This window comes from Rhodoferax sp. UBA5149 (assembly GCF_002413825.1).
Classification (GTDB): domain Bacteria; phylum Pseudomonadota; class Gammaproteobacteria; order Burkholderiales; family Burkholderiaceae_C; genus Rhodoferax.
In genome coordinates, this window is the sequence record NZ_DHXT01000035.1 from 1 (window position 1) to 4,552 (window position 4,552).

General features: G+C 59.5%; 3 protein-coding genes. All 3 read right to left on the reverse strand.

Features of this window, described 5'->3' with window-relative positions; translation table 11 throughout:
* A partial coding sequence (locus tag B3V69_RS02765; protein WP_296443574.1) for a DEAD/DEAH box helicase occupies positions 1–1,340 on the reverse strand: 1,340 nt, incomplete at its 3' end.
* A gap of 162 nt (positions 1,341–1,502) precedes the next feature.
* Positions 1,503–3,185 (reverse strand): RNA-binding domain-containing protein, encoded by a 1,683-nt coding sequence (locus tag B3V69_RS02770; protein ID WP_296443575.1) that lies wholly within the window; start codon positions 3,183–3,185, stop codon positions 1,503–1,505.
* Positions 3,186–3,199: 14 nt separating this feature from the next.
* On the reverse strand, positions 3,200–4,552 hold a 1,353-nt coding region (locus tag B3V69_RS02775; RefSeq protein ID WP_296443576.1), incomplete at its 5' end, for a site-specific DNA-methyltransferase.

Genomic DNA, 4,552 nt, shown 5'->3' on the forward strand with positions numbered 1-4,552 from the left:
GTAGAAAACTTGGCCTCGCAGACATGCGCATAAGCCCGATTCAGCGCCTCGCGCCCGCGTGGGCTGGCGTAAGGCATGCGCAGCACCCGGCCCAGCAACTGCTCGACGGCAGTCGCACTGGACAGCTTTTGCAGTGAACACAAAACGTAAGCAAACGGGCAATCCCAGCCCTCGCGCAGCGCCTGCACCGTGATGACATAACGCACCGGGCAGTCGCGCGAGGCCAGGTCCAGCCCCTCCAGTTCGCGTGTGTCCCCGGTGGCGACCTTGATCTGCTCTTTGGGAATATGCAGCTCATCTTCCAGATGTTTGCGCAGGGCGGCCGGCGGCACCTCGTCGTTCTCGTTTTGCGCCTGAAACAGCACGATAGGCCGTACATAGCCGTGGCCCGTCGCCTCATCTTTCAGCGCTTCACCTTCGAGTTCGCGCTGGTTTTGCACGGCGGCAAACACCGCCTGCTGCCAGCCCTGCGGATGTTCGGCCAGCGCAATCGGCAGCTTGATCATGCTTTCCGCTGCCAGCTCCTGGGCGCTGACGTGGTACAGCACATTGGTTTTGGAGGGGATGGGCGTGGCAGTCAGCTCCAGAATGGCGCTGGGGTTCAGGCGCTTGAGTGCGGTAAAGCTCTTGTCGGTTTTGGTGTTGTGCGCCTCGTCCACAATCAGCAGCGGCTCGTGCAAGGCCAGCCAGTTGGTCAGGCTCCAGCGTGGCTGGCCGACAAAGCCACTCAGCACGCCGCTTCTATCCGCTGCAGCTTCTTCAGCGGTCACCACCGCATCCGGCAAATCGCGCAGCACCCGCAAGCGCTGCGCGTCTGAGCCTTTGAAATGCCGCTCAAAGTTTTCCGAGAAGCTGTACACGTTGCGCTTGTCGGTGTCGTCAATCCGAAAGCTCTGAATGGTCGCCACCACGACCACGGCGCGCTGGCCCCAGTCCGATGGAGCGATGTTCGCCAGGTCTTCCAGCACACAAATCCGCACGCCCGCACCATAGCTGGCTTCCAGCGCTTCGCGGTACGGGTGGCTCGCCGTTTGCAGGGCTTTAAGCGTCTGGCTGCGAATCGTGTCGCTGGGCACCAGCCACACCGCCACCGGCGCATCGGTCGCGCGCCACGCCTGGGCCAACACGTTGACGGCATGCGCCGCCATCAGTGTTTTGCCGCCGCCCGTGGGAATGCGCAGGCAAATGCAGGGCACCTCGCCAAACGGATCGGGGTTGTAAGGCCGTCCCACCTGTTCGCCAAAAGCCATCGCCGGGCCCTTGAGCTGGGCAGCGCGGGCAAAACTCTTGAGCGCGTCAAGGGCAGCTTGTTGGTAGGACTTGAGGGCGAGGGTGGTCATTGGGTTGGCTAAATAGGGTTAATGCAAAATTACTTTTAACCGTTAAACAATGCTAAGTTATTGAATACATTGGTAATTTTCATGGGAATTGTTTAGAAAGTTGTTTAATTCAAACTTTTAAAGCAGCCGTTAAACAACTGTTAATTAACTGTTAAACACCTTCTACGCCTTGATACGCCATATAGCGCCCGCGCCACGGGATGGCCCCGAGGTGGCTACTTCAATAAAAACGCCCTCCAGGCCACGCAAGCGTAAGGCTGTGCGCAGGTTTTTGACCTTTGTTTCCTTCTCTTTTGCTGAGAGCACGGCGGGCAACTTGTCAAGCACAAGCTGGCGTAGCTGGTCTCCCGTAGCTGGGCCAAGCTTGAGCCGTTTGAGAATGGTGCGTTTGTAATGGTCATCGTCAAAACCCTTGTTCAAAACATATTGGTTTTGGGTATTGGTGACCTTGGCAACAACGGCGGACACAAAGAAATTGGGTTTGCGCCCCTCGATTAACTGCGCTCTGCGCAACAGGGCGGCCTGATCATCAGCAATCTTGAGTTTCTTTTGTACCCTGTCCAGCCAGATCACCTGCTCCAGCGGCAGGTCGGAGCGCTCCATTAGCAGGCGGCTGTAGTTCTCGTCAATTTGCTGGCCGTAGATGTTGAACAGCGTTTCTATGGGCGTGGACCCCTCATAGTCCGGCAACGGCAAGTAGCGCTTGCGTTGGCTGGTCACCATGTCGCGAATACCGTAGCCGCCCTTGTCGATCATGCCGATGTTGTTCATGGCAATCGCCAGCCAATGATTGCGGTACACGCTGGGCGTGCGATCGCCGGTGAAATAGTCTTCGGGTTTGCCATCGACAAACCCGCCCAGGTTGCTCAAGCGCAGCCGCCCCACCGTCTCAAGCACCACAATGCGCCCGGCCTGTTCGTAGTCTTGATGGGCGATGCAGTTGTGCAGGCCTTCCAGGATGACTTTGATGTCGTAGCGGGGCAGCTCAATCGCCAGCAACTCTGTCGCCGGGAACAGCTTGATGTTGGGGTTGCGGATGTGCTGCCCCACCTCGGTGGTGGTGAGTAAAAACGGTGGGCCGAAGTGCTTGGCGATGCGCTCGTCTGGCACTTTCCAGGTAATTTCTGCGGTGCTATTTGGCAGCAGCCCCACGCTCTGCGGCAGGCCGAGCAACAGCAAGGCAGTGCGGGTGATGTTGCCGTGCAGGGTGATCTTGGCGCGGTCTAGAAACTCTTCAGTGCTCCAGCCGGAGATTTCCGCAGCCCAGCGCTCCTGCTGGTGCTTGGCGGCAAACTTTTCGCGCGCCTTGGCAATCGCAGCAGCGTCGAGATCGGCCAGAGTTGCACGCGGCACGATCTCGGCGCTCCAATCAAGACCTGCGATCAGCTCCGTCAAAATGCCGCGCAGGCGGTCCGGGCGCAACTCGACCAGACTGTCGCCATCGCGCTGCCACGCCTTGTCGTGCGCTTGCACGGGTTGCCTGGGCGCATGACGCGGCACATGCACCAGCCAGACGATGGCGCCGGTATCGCTGGCGTGCCGCGCTTCGATGTGCAGCCCCAGGGATGGCAGGCCGGGGGTTTTCCCCAGAATACGGTGGGCGACGTCCTCTAGCGTGTAGGTCGCAAAGTCCTGGATACCCGTCACTGCCAGTGTCTTGTCCTGCACACCAATGACGACGCAGCCGCCATCCATGTTGGCCAGCGCCGAGACATAAGACACCAGGTCTTCACCCTTGCGACCTGAAATGTTGGACTTCAAGCTGGCCCATTCCTTCCACTCGTGGCGCTCGTTCTCTTTTGGGAAACGCGCCTTGAGAAAGGCTTGCAACTCTTTGGCTGTCATGCTGCTGTCCATAGTCACCGTGCCTTCACGTCATACGGAATGTGCTTGAACGTCACGTTCGCCAGTCTCAAGCGCTCCGCCCCCAGTCGGCAGGCTTCGCCGTACACCAGCAGCGGGGCTGCTGGGGCGGGCGCTAAACCGTGAACTTCGGCGTGCAGCGCCAGCAGGGCGTCCAGCACCGCTTGCGTCAGCACATTGCCGCTGGCCGGGCGCTTGTCTCCCAGAATGCCGTTGTACAGCAGATAGCAGGCAAACTGCGGCTGTTTTATAGACGAAATTGGCTCCAAGCCCTCGTCCGTTGTGCGTAAGCAGCTATCAAAAACATAGTGAGTGCCGAGATAGGGCGTGCCGGGTTTGGCAATTGCGGGGTGCGTGGGCGACGGCTCGTAGCCCGGCCAGGCGCTGCCGGTTTCCTGCTGCCAGACAAAGGCCGCCAATGTGGCAAAGCGCACGGCCGGGTTGATGCGGCCACTCTCATCAAACACTGTTTCACCCAGCCGCATGAAGCGGAAACCACCGCCACCCGTCCACGCACCGCCGTCCGTGGCGGTATTTCCAGCGCCCCCTGCGGTAGGCCCCCAGCCGACCGCCTTGCTGATGCCACCCTGCTCGCCGTCGATGACTTTTTGCAGGCGCGGCAGACAGTGCGTGGCGGCATGCTCGCCCATCTCGATGCCGATCCAGCGGCGGCCCATTTTGTGGGCGACAGCAGCGGTGGTGCCGGAGCCGAGGAAGCTGTCGAGGACGAGGTCGCCTTCGTCGGTTGCGAGTTCCAGAACGCGCAGGATGAGTCGTTCTGGCTTGGGGGTTGAGAAAATTCCGACGGCTGATTCGCCCAACAGTTCTTTGGCTTCGCGCGTCGCCTCTCGGTTATCGCCGGTTTCCTCATAGGGCCACCAAGTCCATGGCACAACGGTTTGCGCTGACTCCAGCCAAAACTTCTTTCGTTGGGCCATCCCATTACCATCGCGCCCAAAATAGACGCGTCCATCGGCACGCAACTCTTCGTACTTTTCTTTCGTCGTACTCCAGCACCTTCCCGCCGGGGGCATTAATACCCGCCCACCGGGCGTCGTGATCGGGAAGGTAAGGTTTGGTCGGATGTTTGGTGCGTGAAACGGGATTGCAAGCCAGTCACCCCTGGGGTCCTTGTCGCGGTTCGTGTATGTCGCACGCTGGCGCTCACCGCTGACTTGGCGGTTCAAACCCATGTGCCCGGAATTGCGCGCATACAAAAGCACATGGTCATGCGCTTCTGACACCACTTTTGCGTCGTTACGGCGAGTAAGGGTTTTTTGCCACTCGAACGATGTAACAAAATTCCCCCGCCCAAACACCTCATCCATCAGCACCTTGAGGTAATGCCC

Bases quoted from the DNA above. Each gene is read 5' to 3' on its own strand.
- B3V69_RS02770 (WP_296443575.1), bottom strand. From the start codon at position 3,185: ATGACAGCCAAAGAGTTGCAAGCCTTTCTCAAGGCGCGTTTCCCAAAA.